At 38.2% G+C, this 16,574-nt stretch carries 12 protein-coding genes and 1 pseudogene; 8 read left to right on the forward strand and 5 right to left on the reverse strand.

Annotated features, from left to right (window positions below):
• Positions 1-20: 20 nt before the first annotated feature.
• Complete coding sequence (locus tag ACIQCO_RS15660; RefSeq protein ID WP_400430133.1) at positions 21-1,463, reverse strand: L,D-transpeptidase family protein; 1,443 nt, start codon at positions 1,461-1,463, stop codon at positions 21-23.
• Between the two features lie 494 nt (positions 1,464-1,957).
• On the opposite strand from ACIQCO_RS15660, the gene ACIQCO_RS15665 reads away from it, so the two are divergent.
• Positions 1,958-2,287, forward strand: coding sequence for a hypothetical protein (locus ACIQCO_RS15665; RefSeq protein WP_400430135.1), 330 nt, complete (start codon positions 1,958-1,960; stop codon positions 2,285-2,287).
• A 449-nt stretch (positions 2,288-2,736) separates the two neighbouring features.
• Here the strand turns inward: ACIQCO_RS15665 and ACIQCO_RS15670 are convergent.
• Both ACIQCO_RS15670 and ACIQCO_RS15675 read right to left on the reverse strand, forming a co-directional pair.
• Positions 2,737-2,850, reverse strand: a pseudogene (locus ACIQCO_RS15670) (SDR family oxidoreductase); the annotation flags it as partial.
• Complete coding sequence (locus ACIQCO_RS15675) at positions 2,825-4,303, reverse strand: DHA2 family efflux MFS transporter permease subunit (RefSeq protein ID WP_400430137.1); 1,479 nt, start codon at positions 4,301-4,303, stop codon at positions 2,825-2,827. The pseudogene ACIQCO_RS15670 and the gene ACIQCO_RS15675, both read right to left, overlap by 26 nt.
• 195 nt (positions 4,304-4,498) lie before the next feature.
• On the opposite strand from ACIQCO_RS15675, the gene ACIQCO_RS15680 reads away from it, so the two are divergent.
• From ACIQCO_RS15680 to ACIQCO_RS15700, 5 genes are all read left to right on the forward strand, one after another.
• Positions 4,499-5,065 (forward strand): TetR/AcrR family transcriptional regulator, encoded by a 567-nt coding sequence (locus ACIQCO_RS15680; RefSeq protein WP_400430139.1) that lies wholly within the window; start codon positions 4,499-4,501, stop codon positions 5,063-5,065.
• A 276-nt stretch (positions 5,066-5,341) separates the two neighbouring features.
• Positions 5,342-5,797: a VanZ family protein gene (locus ACIQCO_RS15685; RefSeq protein ID WP_400430140.1), complete on the forward strand. Its 456-nt coding sequence runs from the start codon at positions 5,342-5,344 to the stop codon at positions 5,795-5,797.
• Positions 5,798-6,308: 511 nt separating this feature from the next.
• Complete coding sequence (locus ACIQCO_RS15690; RefSeq protein WP_400430142.1) at positions 6,309-7,271, forward strand: tRNA dihydrouridine synthase; 963 nt, start codon at positions 6,309-6,311, stop codon at positions 7,269-7,271.
• 208 nt (positions 7,272-7,479) lie between these two features.
• Positions 7,480-8,241 carry a CPBP family intramembrane glutamic endopeptidase gene (locus tag ACIQCO_RS15695; protein ID WP_400430143.1) on the forward strand — a complete coding sequence of 254 codons (762 nt, stop codon included), beginning with the start codon at positions 7,480-7,482 and terminating at the stop codon, positions 8,239-8,241.
• 602 nt (positions 8,242-8,843) lie between these two features.
• Positions 8,844-10,919: a DUF4179 domain-containing protein gene (locus ACIQCO_RS15700; protein ID WP_400430145.1), complete on the forward strand. Its 2,076-nt coding sequence runs from the start codon at positions 8,844-8,846 to the stop codon at positions 10,917-10,919.
• Positions 10,920-11,075: 156 nt separating this feature from the next.
• Here the strand turns inward: ACIQCO_RS15700 and ACIQCO_RS15705 are convergent, their stop codons facing one another.
• Positions 11,076-12,008, reverse strand: coding sequence for a LysR family transcriptional regulator (locus tag ACIQCO_RS15705; RefSeq protein ID WP_400430146.1), 933 nt, complete (start codon positions 12,006-12,008; stop codon positions 11,076-11,078).
• Positions 12,009-12,134: 126 nt separating this feature from the next.
• Here ACIQCO_RS15705 and garD point away from each other — a divergent pair, with 126 nt between their 5' ends.
• The gene (gene garD / locus ACIQCO_RS15710) at positions 12,135-13,652 is read left to right on the forward strand and encodes a galactarate dehydratase (protein WP_400430147.1); all 1,518 of its coding nucleotides are present in this window, start codon (positions 12,135-12,137) and stop codon (positions 13,650-13,652) included.
• 192 nt (positions 13,653-13,844) lie between these two features.
• On the opposite strand, the gene ACIQCO_RS15715 is transcribed toward garD, so the two are convergent.
• Positions 13,845-14,888 (reverse strand): CdaR family transcriptional regulator, encoded by a 1,044-nt coding sequence (locus tag ACIQCO_RS15715; RefSeq protein ID WP_400430149.1) that lies wholly within the window; start codon positions 14,886-14,888, stop codon positions 13,845-13,847.
• A gap of 251 nt (positions 14,889-15,139) precedes the next feature.
• On the opposite strand from ACIQCO_RS15715, the gene ACIQCO_RS15720 reads away from it, so the two are divergent.
• Entirely contained in the window at positions 15,140-16,462 is a 1,323-nt protein-coding gene (locus tag ACIQCO_RS15720) for a gluconate:H+ symporter (RefSeq protein ID WP_400430151.1), read from the forward strand.
• The last annotated feature ends 112 nt before the right edge of the window (positions 16,463-16,574 follow it).

The raw sequence follows: 16,574 nt of genomic DNA on the forward strand, positions 1-16,574 counted from the left end.
TTGGAACAGCCTCACTTGTCTTAGTAAACAACAACCGGCTCATAGGTGCTGAGATTGTCATACACAGCTTTCATAATGCTTGGCGGTGTGTTGACACAGCCATGCGATCCTGCCCCAAGATAGGCATTACTTGCCCAATTGCCTCGCCAGCTGGCATCGTGGAATCCCTGTCCGTCATTCGTAAAAGGGGCCCAATAATTAACAGGAACCTGATAAGTGATTTTTCCGTTTTCTCTGCCCGTTAGTACGGAAGGTGATTGCTTATAAAGGATATACCACACACCTGGTGATGTATCATGACGATTATCATGTGTGCCGGTCACAACATTCGTTGTCACGACTAATTTTCCATTTTTGTAAATCCAAATTCGCTGCTCTGCAATGGAGACTTCAGCATACGTATCGCCAATACCATTATTGGCGATTGTATCATATCCGTAGCCTTCACCCTTCCAGCCATGTCCGTAAATATTAGAGGCGGAAACCGATTTCTCCCCATTTTCAAGGGCTTCCATAATACGCGGTATTTCTTTTTCGACATCGATGGACCAGCCATAGCCTTTACCTTTAACTGATATCAACGAACCTGAATGGGTCTTGAATGTGAAATCCTTATTTAATGTTGATTGGGCATTGTTAATTTCAGCGATTCTTTGCTTAATTTCACCGGCATCAGCTATCTTAATCTGCAAATCTTTTGAAATAGATGCATTCTTAATTAATTCGCCCGCGGTTAACGTAAAAGCTTTATCCTGCACCATGTAATCAATGGTCTGAGCAAGGAATTCTTCGAACTTTTTCTGTTGATTTTTTATAAACTCGCTGTCCTCTTTAATCGGCTGTAAGTAAACTGGATTGAGCCGGATTTCACTAATATATTTTTGCTTTTCGAAGTCCTTCAAAATACCGGCGACATCAAACTGTTCTCCACTAATGCTGCTAGTGACAACAATTTTGCCTTGTTCCAAACGAACTACCGCATCTTGTGGCGCTTTTAAACCCTTATTCATGGTCAGCAGCTTTTCTTCCACCTGTTTTTTCAACGTCTGGTTTCGATACTGATCCTGATTGCCGGGCATTAATGAATAGCCTTTCGCTTTTGAAGAAGGGAAAAAAGTCCTCTGGCTCTTTAACAATTTTTTGACATCGGGAAGATCCTTATTCGTAAATACCATCTTTGTATCTTTTCCATCTATAATTTGCTGCTGTCCGACATAGACAACATTTTTTAATACGGTTGTTTTTAATTTTTTTAGTGCCTGATCAGCGGTCATCCCACCGACTTTAATGCCATTAATCTTGATTTGTGAATTAAAATGGGTTGCCTGATAGTAGCTGCCTGCTGCAATGAAGAGCCCGATAATTATAATGATACTTGCTGTAATAAACCTCCAGTTTGCATACCACTTAGCTGAATTCACCCGTTGTTTCTCAATTTCTTGATTATTTACCGTGCTTTCCATTAAGTATCCCCCCATACCTGACCTTCAGCTGTTATCTCTTATAGCATTAGACGATTGAATTGCGTCATTGATGACAAACTCTTTTCAAAAATGTGAATTATATTACCATTCTACAAAATGTCATATTCGAACATTGTCGGTTTTTGTGTATGTTTAAATTTTAATGTTCACATAATTGTAGAAAAGCTTTTGAAAAGACTAAAATTATTTGAATTCTAATGTGATAATATTTTATCTGTAGGAGGTAGCAAAATGATTTTATGAAAACCTTGAAGAATAAATACAACTTTTAAATTTTGCGAACGTTTCCAAATAACCTCCTTATTGAATCATCACATTTTTCCGCTGTAACACCCATGCCTTCCAAGTTATTTCAAGAAAATTGTTTTTAAAAAAATAGACCTAAAAGGATAGGTAAACCATGTAAAAATATAATCATTTCCTAAGACCATTTATTTTTGGGAAGTAAATTTATATCTGAAGGAGGATAAATAATGGGTCACGATATATCAGGATACAATAAAGCAGGAGAAGAAATTGCTTATGCACGTTTCAGCATGGGAAATTATAATGCAGCCATACTGTATAACTTACTTGATGCAAATAAATACGATGCAGGAGTTAGTGGATCGGGCGACAGCTCTACCTTCTCGATACAACAAATTGAAAAGGCTTTGAGTGCCTCAAAGCGATTTTATAAAAATGGAGATTCTCTGTCAGAAAGTGATTTCTTAACTTGGGATCAAAAACAAATCCAGAATTTTATACAAAATTGTTTAGCAACAGCAAAAATAGAAGGGAGTGTTGAAGTGTATTTTGGCTAATGTTTTAAGACTGTTTGCTTAATTTTCGAATTTCGCGGCTTATCCAAATAACCCTATAGTAGCAATTACCTTCATATGTAACAATTTGCATTACATCTCCAGATAATCTTATGAATTTCTTTTATCCCGCAAAACATTTAATCTTTCCTAAAGTTCACAAATAATCATCATATCAGAGTAGTATTAAAATAATTCAAAGAGCCTATTTCAAAATAGAAACGGGCTCTTTTTCTGCAAATGTATTTCTTTCGACAAAATGTTGTTACGAGCGTGAAGCGCTGGAGTTAAGGAAAACATTAATCAGGAAATAACGCTATAGATATAGCTACTGATATGGGTATTGAGATTTTAAGGGAAATGGTTTCTAAGAATCCAATAAAACTGACTCAATCCATTTTTTGATGGTAGGGTCAGTTTTTTCTATCATTATTTTAAATTGCAGAAGTCCATCAAGCATCTGCTACTATAACTGTACCATTGATAAAGCTGGATTCATCAGAGGCTAAAAAGAGGTCAACTTGGGCAATTTCTTCTGATTCACCTACTCTTAGCATCACAGCTTGTATTGTGCTGCCGTTCAATTATGGTCTTCTCTTGCTTCGACGCTCCCTTTCTAGGAATAAATAAAGTAAAAAGGAAGGCAATGATGACTAAAATGACCGTAAAAATGTAGGCATCACTCGTGCCGAGTATGGAAGATTCGATAATTAGCCGAGATTTAGACAGCCCATTACCAGAATGAATAAGCTCAGTAGCATGACTTTTCGTCCTGGTTGTCATAATGGTGACCACAAGTGCAATTCCAATAGAACCTGCTACCTGGCGGACGGTGTTAGATACAGCTGATCCATGGGAATGCAGGTTTTTCGGAAGGGCATTAAGCCCTGCAGTTGTAATCGGCATCGTAATGAAAGACATACCAATTCGCAAGATGATGGTTCGAATCATCAAATAGCTATAACTAGTGGTTTCACTTAAATCGGTAACTCCCCATGATGCAGCGATAATAAAGATTAGACCGATCATCGCTAGCGGTTTTACCCCAAATTTATCGAATAACCGACCGGAGATAGGGGACATGATTGCATTAATTAGAGCACCAGGCAGTAACAGCAGTCCTGTTTCAAGGACGGTATATCCTCTACTTGTCTGCAAGTAGATGGGTAATAATATCATATCCGCATACATGACCATCGTCACTAAAATATTTACGATAGTGGTCATGGTGAACATTCTGATTCTGAAGACTCGTATATTTAACAAAGGATCCTTTGAAGGCAGCTGTCGCCAGCAGAAGAGTATTAAAAATAGTAAGCCTGCTGTTAAGTAGCCTAAAACCAAACCATTTCCCCAGCCTTTGTCTCCGGCAATACTGAACCCATAAAGTAATGAACCAAACCCTGCAGTAGACATAATAATACTAGTGATATCGAGATTTGGTCTGGAGGTTTCCGAAACATTTACTAGATATTTTAAGGATAAAGCAATCACGATGGCGACAAGCGGGAACATGCCGATAAATAACCACCGCCATGAAAAGTGTTCAACAATGAATCCAGCTAAAGTCGGACCAATAGCTGGTGCGAAAATCATCACAAGTCCGAGCGTTCCCATTGCCGTCCCCCGTTTTTCCTCGGGAAACACTGCAAGGGTAACCGTCATTAATAGCGGCATAATAATACCTGCTCCGGCAGCTTGGATCATCCTGCCAGTTAATAAAAGAGCGAAGTTTGGAGCGATTGCGTTGATGAAGGTACCCACAAGCAGTAAAACCATCGAGCTAATAAAAAGCTGCCGAGTAGTAAAACGCTGCATTAAAAAGGCTGTTACCGGAATTAAGATTCCATTTACAAGCATAAAACCAGTTGACAGCCATTGAATGGTGGTAGCTGAGACCGCAAATTCCTTCATCAAATCTGGTAGCACAACATTTAATATCGTCTGATTAAGCACGGATAGAAATGAACCTAACAATAAGATGAAGAGAAGAATCCCTCTTTTGATTGGTTGATTCATGGTCGATTAAATTCCCTCCCCTTTTATTATTAAATTGACACGTTGTCGTTTAGTTGATAGTGTATCAATAAATCAAATACTAACATGAGAAGAGTGAAAAATACCATGCACACTTTTCGAGGATTTGTAAACTAATGGACATATAATAAAGTTCTTGTCGATAAAGTTAGAAATAATAGACGAAGAGGTGATTAGATGTCAAAAAAAGAGAAGGTAAGGATTGATCCGCGAATCAAACGGACAAAGAAAATGTTTAAAGAGGCACTCATATCATTGATTCAGGAACATTACGATCCAAACAAAATGACGGTACAAATGATTTCTGATCGGGCTGAATTAAACCGGGCTACGTTCTACTTACACTATCATGATATTAATGATCTAATGGAGCAGATGATTGAGGATGTATTTGAAGAATTAAGTCAGACGATTAAATCTTCACCAGAGGATCGTCAGGCAATGACAGGATCTCAAACACCTCCGGCTAAGCTGGTCTCCTTTCTTGAGCATTTTTATCGAAATGCAGGACTCTACAATGTAATGCTCGAAAACAAGGATTTCCGTAAAAGAGTGTTCGGTATTTTGTTAGATATCGTCACTTATTCGGAAGAAAATCGCAAAGCGAAAGGGAAATCGTTCCAAATGCCCAAGGAGATACTTGTTTCCTCGTCACTTGGCATCATAACATGGTGGATACAAGAAGGGACCCCCTACAGCCCAAGTTACTTAGCAGAGCTTATAATGCAAAGGTTCAATAACTAGTTTCCGATTGCTGGTTCACTTAATATTATCCCGGGATTTTCTCAATAGGAACCCGGGCTTTTTTCTATTCTCTTCAATAAAAATTCAATACAGACTCAATATCTTTTTCTCCTTACTCATTTAATTTTTTTAACCCATATTGAAGGTAAATTCGTCTATATACTTAGATGGGGAAATCAGGGCCATTCGAAAGAGAAGGTCAATAAAAAATAGTAGATTGGAGTTTATATAAATATGAAAATTTTTTCCAAGGTAGTCTTAATAATCCTTCTGTGTTTGTATCTATCAATTCTTACAAAATTAATATTATTTAAGTATCTTCCTTTAGAAGTTATAATTAGCAATTTTACTTTCAAGAGTAATGATGAATATTCCTGGTATTTCACTCATAATTTCATACCTTTCAAAACAATTATTTATTATTTGTTTTTAGCGGATATAAATTTAAATATCCGAATTGTGAATTTAGTTGGAAACATTATTGGCTTTGCACCTTTTGGTTTCATTGTTCCGCTACTATCTAAGAGATTTCTAAGTCTAAAAAATGTCACAATTGCCACGGCTTGTCTAAGTCTGTTATTTGAACTGACCCAATTGGTTTTTAAATTCGGTAGTTTTGATGTAGACGATTTGATTTTGAACACACTTGGGGGTATGCTGGGATACTTACCAATTAAATTAATTTGGGTATTTATAAACCAAGGAAAAAAATATAGCGTGAAAGATGCTTAGGGTTATCAAATGGTGAATTTTACTGGATTTGATATAACTGAATGATGATTCATAGTCTTAGAAAAATAAACGGTAAAATTCCGCTTAAATTGGGAAATACACATATTTCCCTAAAAATAAAGGAAGTTTTTCCGATTATATTATCCAAACCTTTGGATTTTGTCTTATTTAGAGCCGTTAATCGGAATTTCTCCGTTTATATCTGCTTCTTAAGCTTCCTTTATATATATTAGCCGGAAATTCTCCGCCTATGAATTCTAATACCTATACGAAAATCAAAAATGAATAATAACAGAGCCTTTTTGTTAATAAAAATACCATTCAGGACCGATTTTCGTTAAAATAAACATGGTCGATTTTCACAATAGTTTTTCACGAATTATAAATGTCCTTGTGTTTGATAATAAGTTATTAAGCATGATATAAGTGTAAAAGAAGTGGAACATTTGGCTTAAAATTTTTTGACCGAGAGTTTGAAGTTGTATCCATAGTGAGAGGATTTGAGTTTGAAATGATAGATAATTTTTGGCGTGAATTACCACGACCATTTTTTGTACTTGCACCAATGGAAGATGTGACAGATGTTGTTTTTCGTCACGTAGTAAGTGCAGCCGGCCGACCGGATGTATTTTTCACAGAGTTTACAAACTCGGATAGCTATTGTCATCCAGAGGGCATGAAAAGTGTGCGTGGCCGTTTGACTTTTACAGAAGATGAACAGCCAATGGTGGCACATATTTGGGGGGATAATCCCGAATATTTCCGTCAAATGAGTATTGGTATGGCGGAGTTAGGATTTAAAGGTATCGATATTAATATGGGCTGCCCTGTACCGAATGTGGCATCGAGAGGGAAGGGCAGCGGTCTTATTCTGCGTCCAGACGTTGCGGCAGAACTTATTCAAGCAGCAAAAGCGGGCGGACTGCCTGTCAGCGTGAAAACACGACTTGGCTATGAGGAGGTTCAGGAGTGGGAGGAGTGGCTAACGCATATTTTAAAACAGGATATTGCGAACCTTTCTATTCATTTACGTACAAGAAAGGAAATGAGCCAAGTAGATGCGCATTGGGAGCTAATTCCGGAAATAAAAAAATTACGTGACCGTATCGCACCAAATACGCTGCTAACCATCAATGGAGACATCCCTGACCGTCAAATCGGGCTGCAGCTTGCTGAAAAATATGGTATTGATGGGGTTATGATCGGGCGAGGTATTTTTAAAAACCCTTTTGCTTTTGAAAAAGAGCCAAAAGAGCATAGCAGTAAAGAACACCTTGATCTTTTAAGACTGCAGCTTGATCTTCAAGATCAATATGCGGAAGTACTGCCACGTTCAATCACAGGGCTTCATCGCTTTTTCAAAATTTATGTAAAAGGATTTCCTGGAGCTGCTGAATTAAGAAATCAATTGATGAACACGAAATCAACAGATGAAGTGCGTGCATTGCTTGATAACTTTGGAAAAGAATCTTGATGGATGGGGACCGTGAAATGATGTAACTCTTAAAAAGTTAGAGAAAAAATGAATCACATCAACTCATGTGTACTTATTTTATTCAGTTTTTCGCATCACTAAGCACCTGTTTCCTTTAAGTAAAAACCTTCCTTTCGATTTGAAGAAAACAACTAGGCATCGCGTAGTTAATTTCTTATAATTAAGATAAAAGAATCAGGGGGAACATATGAGTTATTACGGTAAAGTAATAGCAGGTTTCATTGTGCTGGATTTGTATTTGAACATGGGAATTGCGAAGTCAAGTCAATTTTTACTACAGGTTTTATTAGTCCTTTTGTTTTTTCCATTATTGAAGGGAATTTTAATGCTAACTAAGGTAAAAGAGTATAAAGGTATCGGAATCAGCTTTCATCCAAAATGGTGGAGAAATACGGTAATTGGGTTTATTATCGGTTTTTCATTTTGGCTGATGAAGTACATACTCGTTTATCTTTTTGGCGGATTTGAAATAACGGGTGGGAAGCCTTTCCCAGAGATGATCATGTCACTTTTGATGGTGATGCTCACATTTTTGGTCGGATCTTTTTTAAATGACATCATCATCCGAGGGTATGTATTTGGGCATTTTAAAGAGAGAATTCCTTTGAAATGGGTTTTTATCATTTCCCTTATACTTTATGCCCTAGACGACTCTTGGAATGAAGGGTTTAGTTTAACTAACACGCTGTTTTCTCTTATCCTCGGACTATCGTTAACATATGCGGTTTATAAAACCGGTTCGCTTTGGGGGGACACCGGCATCCATTGGGGGCTGAACGTCTGCTACGGTATCTTTAACGGAACCCTCGGTAGCTCAGATGGGGGAATCATAATATCTAGGTACGAACCACAATCCATGTTTCTAGAAATGATCAGCTACATTGTGCCTTTGTTCATGTTTTTGTTCGTATATTTAATACGAAACAAATTTGTACGATATAACGGCTAGGGTTGCATCTAAGCCATTTCTCCGCTGCCTCACAATATATTTAAGAAAAACTAAGAATCTATAAAAAGTAATTACCGCCATCTGCAGAATTGCAGGTGTTTTTTTATTTTTAATATCCTTTTGCAAACTCTATTTCTAGGTTGTTTTTTTCAGTGTATTAGTTTCCTGGATAAAACAGTAAGTCCCCGCCAATTTAACGCAACGGGGGACTGCCCCTAAATTTCCTTAGTAGTTGCCAGCTCTAGCCAAAGTACCGGAGATAATAACGACTAGCCGTCTCTTTAACTTATTTTTAGTTTAATATACATTGTTTAGTGTATTAATTACCTTTACAATATAAGGTAATAATACTATGGTGTTGGATAAATGTGAGCTATGAAATATATTTTGATGAATCAATAAACAAGATCAACCTAATAGCGGCTATTCCTATTATGGAGCCGGGAATTAAGTTCGACAATCGAGACAGGTACACAGTCCTATATAAATTTGATTCAACCCTATTCCACGTCCATTTTCGAAACAATGAATAGAATGATAGAGAATTCAAGATGTAAATACCATTAGGTACAAAGAGATGTAATAAAGGGGGAAACACATTTATGATCCCAGCAAAAATAGATCCCATGTCAATCACTACGATAAGTGAAAAAGGCGTGGAATCTATCGTAGATTGGTTCAATCAGCGTAAACAATCATTCTATATACTTGGTTGGTCCTATCTTAGAAATCAACAGCAAATGGAAGAGCTTTTTTTTCGCTCCATTATAAAAGTCCAAAAGGAATTGCCGCGATTTAAAAGTGAAACATCATTCGAAACGTGGGTAACATCCATTTTCATACAGAACTGCCGTGAGCTTTCTGAGGATAGAAGTTTACAAGTTTCTGAGGAAAGTGAACAACATAAGGAATTATTTAAAGCACTTGATCAATTGAAAAAGTACGAGAAAGAAGCGGTAGTCCTTACATATATAAAAGGAATATCTAAGGAGGAAGCGGCATATCTTCTGCAAGTTTCAGTGGAAAAGATGAAAGAGCTTTTGTTTTCCGGAATTCAGTCACTTAGAAAAGAACTAGGGTACGGATCACCCTTTAATGGCTGTAAAGAGTATCATAAGGATTACATCGATTACTTAGAAAGAACCCTGGATCGGTCGAAAAGGATTGATTTAGAGAAACATATTTATCATTGTCCAGACTGTCAGGGGGATTTGGCAACATTCCAGGATGTCATGTTAACCATGTTAAATCTTACTGAAAGGATGGAGGATTTCCATGTGCCATCTGATTTCATGGGGAACGTCAAAGCTAGGCTGGCAGAAAAGGAAAAGCAAAGGCAACAGAAGAACAAGAAACGTAAACGAATTACGCTCGTTTTTGCAAGTGTTTTCTCATTATTAATCAGTATAGGTGTATTTACAGGGTCTTTTACCAACCTCTACTATACATGGACAGAAGAGGACCAGCAATTGCGTGCCTTTCTGCAACAGGGTCTTGGTGAAAGGCTGACCCTGGAAGCGGAAAGCGATGGGTTGAAAATTAAGATCAAGAGCGCGATTGCTGACGATGTTCAGACGCTTGTTTTTTATGAAATAGAAGATACCGCTAAAGATAATCAATATGTGATCGATTATCATGAGGGTGTTTCTGTGGAGAACGAATATGAAATTATGAGTAGTGAAACATATCCAAGGTACTATCCTCCTGACCTTAAATCGGCTGAAAATAATAAAGAAAAGAACGTGTTTTACGGAAAGATGAGTCTGCTGCCACTGACAACGGATAACGGGACAATCAAACTGAAGATCACAAAGCTTCAGAAATTGATTCGTGATTCCTCTGACCAGAATAGTTTTAGTACTTACGAGAACATGGAATTTGAAACAGGAGAGTGGAACTTCGAGATCCCTGTTACAAAAAAGCCTTCTATCGAATATGAACTAGATGAAGAAACAAAAGTCGAAGGGATCCCGGTTCGATTTAATAAACTAACCATTGCTCCAACAGCGACAATTCTGCAATTTGCTATTAATAATGAACGGCTAGAAAAGCGGATAGATGGTCTTAATTTTGACAATCTAGAAGTGAACAATAAAAAAGTGAAAGCTGATATCTATGGCAGCTCTTTTTTGGGTTCACTGCTAGACATGAATTGGAATACCTTTCAAACACACTTTGAACCACTTTTTGGTGAAAAACCAAAAGAGGTCCACGTTCAATTCGCATCTGTTCATTTAACGTTTGAAGACCCTAAAACGATTGAACTGGATGCTTCTAGAGGATATCCTCAAACCTTTGAATATGCGGGCAGTACAATCTCCATCGACAAGGTGGAAGTTGGACAGCCTACCATTGTTGTCATAAGCAATCGTGAAGTTGAGAATCGAGCATATCAGTCGCTTCACTTCAATATTGTGGGTGAGGATGAAAATGAACCTATTTCAATGGAGATTAATTCTGAAGGAGTGCTCTTTGATAAAAACGGGACTAAATACGATACGATTGATATCCCTATCGTATATGAAAAGATCGAGCAGCCTCGATATTTCGATACAGTTTATAGCTACGGGCTACATAGTGACAACGCTGGAGAGAAAGTGGTTCCTAAAAGGCTGGAGATTTATGGATATAATTCGACGATATATTTGGATGAGGTTGTGAAGATTTCGCTGAAATAAAATGAGAAGTTAAGATAAGATTAATTGAGTTTAAAAACTCGTCAACATCCCATGTATTGCCACTACTGGACACAACTATATGAAAAAGCCCTTATTCAGGGCTTTTATTGCTCTTTTTTATATTAATTGTTAGTTATTCTGTTTCAAACAGAGCAATTAATACAAGGATTCATGAATAATTCCTAATTTTGCTGACCAATAATCAGCGGCAAGCTGAATAAAGTCTTTGGCTATGCTGCTTAAGTAACTGCCTTTTTTGTAACTGGCGTAAACCTCCCAGACTGGTTTTTGTTTAATCAAGAAATACGAAACGCCGGGGCTCTCCATGGCGTATGTAATGGGAAAAACCGAGCAGCAAATCCCTTCGTCGACCATATGGAATAAGTTATGGCAGCTTCTGGTTTCTAAAAGAATCGTAGGGCTGAAATCCTCTTCAGCAACAAGATTTTCGTAAATTTCTCTTAGTGTGGAGCCTTTTTGCATAATCGCAAAAGAATCATGTTTAACGGATTCCAAGCTGATTTCAGGAAGCTTTTTACCCCATTTTCCTCCAAGGTGCCCAAGGGGATGTGCTCCCGGAACGGCTAAAATGATTTCCTCGGAACAGATATGGATATACTCGTCATTTGTTTTCTGGAAGCTTTGTAATGTTAAAAAGCCAATGTCAAGATTTCCAAGTTTGATTTCTTGTTGCTGCTGTTTTACCCCCATTTCAACCGGCTCTATTTTTACATTCGGATATTTTTTATAGAAAAGGGGATAGATGGAGGCAAACATTTCTGGCCCGCGTTCCGGCGGTAATCCAATGACTAATTTCCCCTTTTTCCTCTCCACTAAATCATTTATTTGGTTGTACGTATCTTTTTTAATACGGTCGATCTTTTTTGCGTTTTCTACATAAATCTCTCCTGCACGGGTTAAGTGCCAATTACTTTTGGAACGAACGAAAAGTGGGGTTCCCAGTTCTTTCTCCAGTTTTAAAAGCTGCTGGTTTAAAGCGGACTGTGTGATAAAAAGCTTTTCGGCCGCTCTCGTGATATTATTTTCTTCCGCAATTTTAAGGATATATTCGATTTGTTTTAAGTCCATGTCTAAAAATGCACCTCTTAGCTCTTAATTTTATTAAGAGAAATCTAAAATTTATAACTTTTACTTTTTGCTGATTTCAGATTACGATTTTTAATAAGAAAGAACAAGTGTAAAGGCGGGAGAGGCATGGGACTTACTCAATCTATAAAGATCAATGAAAATGATAACGTTGCCATAACGGTAAATGCCGTTTCAGCAGGCACCATGGTGATGGAGGATATTACCGCTAATCAAGATATTCCGCAGGGGCATAAAATTGCCTTAAATGATATTCCTGAGGGAGAGGCGATCGTCCGTTATGGGGTTCAAATCGGATATGCGCAGCAGAATATCAATAAAGGTGACTGGATTAACGAGCATATGATCACACTTCCCAATCCCCCATCTTTGGATGAAATGAAATTTGCCGTGAATTTGGTGACAGATTTACCTGAACCGCCAAAGAAAACGTTCATGGGATTTCCAAACTCGGATGGTGGATATGCAGGGACCAGAAATATATTGGGGATTGTGACAACCGTTCAATGTGTGACGGGCATTTTAAATAACGCAGTAAAGAAGATTAAAGAGGAGCTCTTGCCGAAATATCCAAATGTAGATGATGTGGTAGCCATCAATCATGCCTATGGATGCGGCGTGGCTATTAATGCTCCGGAAGCAAAAATTCCTGTTCGAATGCTGCACAATATTGTGAAACATCCGAACTTCGGCGGGGAAACGATGGTCATCTCTTTGGGATGCGAAAAACTGACATTAGAGATGCTATTGGATGAGGAAGATATTACGCATGAAAATGTGGTGGTATTTCAAAATGTAAAGGGCCATGATGCCATTATGGCCGAGATTTTGGCAAAGGCAGAAACTAAGCTGAAAAAACTAAATGTAAGAACTCGTGTCGAACTTCCTCTCTCCAAGTTACTTGTTGGGATGCAATGCGGCGGAAGTGACGCCTTTTCCGGTGTGACGGCTAATCCAGCTGCCGGCTACGCTGCCGATATGTTGATTCAAGCGGGTGCAACCGTCATGTTTTCTGAAGTGACAGAGGTCCGCGATGGTGTCCATATCATTGGCGAACGTTGTATAAATGACAAGGTTGGCAAAAAATTAATAGCCGAGATGAAATGGTATGATCAATACTTGGAGAACGGTCAAGTGGACCGATCGGCCAATCCGACTCCAGGAAATAAAAAAGGCGGACTTTCCAATATTGTTGAAAAAGCAATGGGATCGATTGCCAAGTCAGGCAGGTCACCCATTGTTGAGGTACTTTCCCCGGGAGAAAGACCTACTAAAAGAGGAATGATTTTCGCCGCGACGCCGGCAAGTGACTTTGTGTGCGGTTCTTGTCAGTTATCAAGCGGAATGACGCTTGAAGTATTTATGACCGGACGCGGTACTCCGTATGGACTCTCATTGGCGCCGGTTATTAAGGTGTGCTCACGAAATGATATGAAGGATATGTGGCAAGATTTGATCGATATTAATGCCGGACCGATTGTAACAGGTGCCGCAACCATAGAGGACATTGGCACACTGCTTTTTAATGAAATGATTGATGTGGCAAGCGGACGTAAACAATGCTTGGCTGAAAAGTACGGTCTTCATAATGATTTTACTTTATTTAACCCAGCTCCTATCACCTGACAGAAGAGGGGGAATGTCTTTGAAATCACAAATCGCTTTTTCAGGCAGGAGACCGGAATATCCGGAGTTCAAACAGGCTTAAGATTAAATGGTGTCCATTTGTCCATTATAGCCCTTATTGGGATCTCAATTATTTCGGTTATTCATTAGGGGGGAAATACAGTCTTCACGTTCGAACGTGAAGGCTGTATTTCATGATGAGGAATGCTTCATTTTATATAGCACATATCCAGTAAAAAGCTGAAATAAATCAATAAAATTCTTGGGGTTCTTGTTTGTAAGGATTTCAATTCTTTGAAGCCGGTAGGCTAAGCTGTTCCGGTGGATATGAAGCTTATACGATATAGCGTTCATATCACCGCTGTTTTCGATAAAGCAAAGAAGGGTTTCCAATAACTCCTGCCCTTTTTGATTTTCTTCGAGCTGCGCGAAAAAAGGAATGATTTCATCAAAAGACACACTTTTATTTGTTAAATAATCAATAAATTTTAATTGTGGATACTCACAAATCATCTGTCCAAATTTCAAATTTTCCGATATTTCAATCGCCCTTTTTGCTTCCTGAACTGACTTAGCCAGGATTTCATGACGATCCCCGATTCCTACTTTTGAGTCTTGAGAAATAAGGGGCTCTAACCGATTGGCAATATCACTGGTATCCGGAACGATAAATAGCTGGCTTTCCTGATTAAGTTTGAAGGTAAATTCCTGAGTGAATAATGATGGCTGTTTACGTAATTTCCCTTTTATGATGACGGCTTTTCTAACCAATTTCAGATTAACCCCAATTGCCTCCGCACTATTGAAAAAAGCTGTATCATACTCATTGTCCCGAAAAACCCAATGATACAGAAATTCCTCCATCCTTTGTTCCTTTATTCTTCTTTCTTTAAATAAAAATTCCTGGCCGATTAATAGCTCTGCTGTTACACGGACTAGTTCGGCGAAAGGTGCGACAATCTGCGGATCACCGCTTATGCCAATGACCCCAATCGTCATATTTTGAAAATGAATGGGGATGTTTACGCCCGGTTTTGAAGATCCTTCCGGTTTATAGATCGTTACCATAGTTCCTTGTTCAATGGCAGAAACGGCTCCTTCATGAATGGTGTCCACCCGTTTTTTATCTCCGCTTCCAATAATTAAACCATTTTCATCCATGATATTAACTTTATAGGGAATAACGCTCATCACCTTATCAGCAATCTCTTGAGCTATAACTTTGTTTATTTTCATATTTCCTCCCTGATAAAATAAAAATATTACACTGTATTTGCACAAAAAAATAAATATATTTTTTATCCATTTGACTAATGATTTATTTGTAAGACAATTATACAATAAAAATGTAAACGTTTACTAACAGAATTTTAAAAGTTTTATTGGTTTAGAATATTGTAGAGAAGTCCCATTGCAAGTCTGATGTTTTGTTCAAATGCCCTAAAGGCACCAAACAGTTTAATATCTTACTGGAAAGGAAGATAAACATGCCCTTATTGTATGTTGCTTTAGCAGTTGTCGTATTGCTAATTTTGATGATTCCGTTAAAAATGAATGGATTTATCTCATTGTTATTAACTTCTTTATTTGTTGGTTTTTTAGTAGGCATGCCGCTCGACAAAATTTGGGGTTCAATCTCTAATGGTCTCGGAGGCCAGCTAGGAGGAACGGCGATTATTGTCGGACTTGGAGCCATGATCGGTACGTTGATGGCAGATGCTGGTGCCGCTCAGAGGATTGCTACTAGACTAATGGACAAAATGGGAATAAAACGTGTTCAAGTTGCTATCTTAATCGCATCTTTAATCCTTGGCGTTACGATGTTCTATGAAGTAGCATTCGTATTAATCATACCTCTTGTGTTTGTGATTGTTCGCCAAACAAAATTAAATCTACTTTATGTAGCTTTACCGATGTCAATCGCATTATCAACAGCCCATAGTTTCCTTCCACCGCATCCGGGACCGGCTGCAGTTGCTGGAGTTTTTAACGCTAACATGTCATTAACGCTTCTTTACGGTTTGATTATTGCCATCCCTGCGGCATCTTTTATTGGATTAACATGGACTCGGGTGCCTTTCTTCAAAAAAATTAATCCGTCAATACCGGAAGGACTTGTTACAAACAAAACATTCAAAGAAGAAGAAATGCCAAGCTTTGGCGTAAGTGTTTTTGTTGCACTTGTACCAGTATTATTAATGGCAATTGATGCAGTTTGTACATTATTTTTGCCGAAGGAAAATAGTTTTAGACACATAATGGATTTCGTTGGTTCTTCCAATATGGCCCTATTGATTGCCCTATTACTTGCAATGTGGCTTCTTGGACCAAGAGCTGGCCGTCCTCTCAAAGATGTAATGCAATCATGTTCTAATGCTGTTAAACCAATGGCCATGATCATCTTGGTAATTGGAGCAGGCGGTGCCTTTAAACAAGTATTGGTTGATGGTGGTATTGCCGACTACATTAAAGATATCACAGGCGGTTTGAATATTTCTCCGATTATCCTTGCATGGTTAATCGCAGCTCTTTTACGTATTGCTCTTGGATCAGCAACCGTGGCTGTTATGACAGCAGCCGGTGTGGTTCTGCCAATCGCTCAGGCATCTGGTGTCAGCATGGAATTAATGACCTTAGCCGTCACTTGCGGAAGTATCTCGTTCTCACACGTGACAGATCCGGGCTTCTGGATGTTTAAAGAATACTTAAATTTATCTGTAGGCGAAGCAATAAAGATCAGAACAACCTACACCACGGCTCTCGGTTTGATAGGCTTAGCAGGTGTATTAATACTAAATCTATTTTTCTAAAAAGATATGTAGTGGGCAGTAACGGTTATAGGATTACTGCCCGATGATTTTTGGATATAAGAGATTCAATTACTCTTTATATAAATAGGAAGACTTGAAAGTAAAATAAGAT

The organism is Neobacillus sp. NPDC093127, from assembly GCF_044754175.1.
GTDB lineage: Bacteria > Bacillota > Bacilli > Bacillales > Cytobacillaceae > Neobacillus.

Excerpts from the sequence above, each read along its gene's own strand:
- ACIQCO_RS15660 (WP_400430133.1), bottom strand. The coding sequence starts at position 1,463 with ATGGAAAGCACGGTAAATAATCAAGAAATTGAGAAACAACGGGTGAAT.
- ACIQCO_RS15665 (WP_400430135.1), top strand. The coding sequence starts at position 1,958 with ATGGGTCACGATATATCAGGATACAATAAAGCAGGAGAAGAAATTGCT.
- ACIQCO_RS15675 (WP_400430137.1), bottom strand. The coding sequence starts at position 4,303 with ATGAATCAACCAATCAAAAGAGGGATTCTTCTCTTCATCTTATTGTTA.
- ACIQCO_RS15680 (WP_400430139.1), top strand. The coding sequence starts at position 4,499 with ATGTCAAAAAAAGAGAAGGTAAGGATTGATCCGCGAATCAAACGGACA.
- ACIQCO_RS15690 (WP_400430142.1), top strand. The coding sequence starts at position 6,309 with ATGATAGATAATTTTTGGCGTGAATTACCACGACCATTTTTTGTACTT.
- ACIQCO_RS15695 (WP_400430143.1), top strand. The coding sequence starts at position 7,480 with ATGAGTTATTACGGTAAAGTAATAGCAGGTTTCATTGTGCTGGATTTG.
- ACIQCO_RS15700 (WP_400430145.1), top strand. The coding sequence starts at position 8,844 with ATGATCCCAGCAAAAATAGATCCCATGTCAATCACTACGATAAGTGAA.
- ACIQCO_RS15705 (WP_400430146.1), bottom strand. The coding sequence starts at position 12,008 with ATGGACTTAAAACAAATCGAATATATCCTTAAAATTGCGGAAGAAAAT.
- garD (WP_400430147.1), top strand. The coding sequence starts at position 12,135 with ATGGGACTTACTCAATCTATAAAGATCAATGAAAATGATAACGTTGCC.
- ACIQCO_RS15715 (WP_400430149.1), bottom strand. The coding sequence starts at position 14,888 with ATGAAAATAAACAAAGTTATAGCTCAAGAGATTGCTGATAAGGTGATG.
- ACIQCO_RS15720 (WP_400430151.1), top strand. The coding sequence starts at position 15,140 with ATGCCCTTATTGTATGTTGCTTTAGCAGTTGTCGTATTGCTAATTTTG.